The organism is Dyadobacter sp., assembly GCF_051859145.1.
GTDB lineage: Bacteria > Bacteroidota > Bacteroidia > Cytophagales > Spirosomataceae > Dyadobacter.
The window spans coordinates 1-968 of the sequence record NZ_JBHYGF010000449.1; the positions used below are offsets into that span (position 1 = coordinate 1).

At 45.4% G+C, this 968-nt stretch carries 1 protein-coding gene; it reads right to left on the minus strand.

What is annotated here, in order from left to right; translation table 11 throughout:
* Nucleotides 1–190 precede the first annotated feature (190 nt).
* Nucleotides 191–968, minus strand: a 778-nt coding sequence (locus ACTIE6_RS21625; protein ID WP_439558611.1) for an SDR family oxidoreductase, incomplete at its 5' end; no start/stop codon positions are given.

Below are 968 nucleotides of genomic sequence, written 5' to 3' on the forward strand. Positions count from 1 at the left end.
ATAATACAACGAATTGGCCTTATCAATGTTCAACTGGTGGGTTTGGATGTGCAGATGGTGACTATCGATGTAGGAGCGTTTTAAATACCTTGGCAGTTTCGGGCAAGTTGCTCTTGTAGACACAAAAAAAACGCACGGTTGACACCGCGCGTTTTGAATTTTGATGAAGTATAATCTTTGTGGCAGCGAATCAGCCGTTATCCGAGAATTCGGGGTAAAGCGTCATACCGCCATCTATATATAAGGTCTCTCCATTGACATAGTCAGATTCATCCGACGCAAGCCAGGCTACCGCCTTGGCTACATCCTGTGGAGTACCTATCCTTTTGTATGGGATCAGGTTCATTAACTCGTCGTACTTGCCAGGATCTGACCATACTTCCTTGTTAATAGGCGTTTTAATTGCACCTGGGCTCACTGAGTTAACCCTGATTTTGTGAGGTGCAAGTTCCTGAGCGATAGACTTCATGAACATCATAATACCACCTTTTGAAGCAGCATAATTCACGTGTCCCGCCCAGGGTATAATATCGTGTACAGAACTCATCATCACAATCTTACCAATAGAAAGTTCGCTGTGATTCGTTTCACCAGCTTCTTTCTCCTGCGCAAGAAACTGCCTTGCAGCAGCACGGCAGCATAAGAACATGCCAGTCAGGTTTACATCTATTACTTTTTGCCACTCCTGCAATGTCATTTCAAGGAACGGCGCATCTTTCTGTAAGCCTGCATTGCTGACCAGCACATCCAGCCGACCGTATGTAGAAATGGTCTCCCGGAACATTGCAAGTACCTCGTCCTCACGACTCACATCAGCTTTCACAAGGATCGCTTCTCCGCCTCTATCCTTAATTTCATCAACTGTTTTCTGGCCCTCTGTTGCATTAGAGCTGTAATTCACTACAACCTTTGCACCTAAACTTGCCAGATGTACTGCACAGGCTTTACCTATTCCAGAACTTGAACCG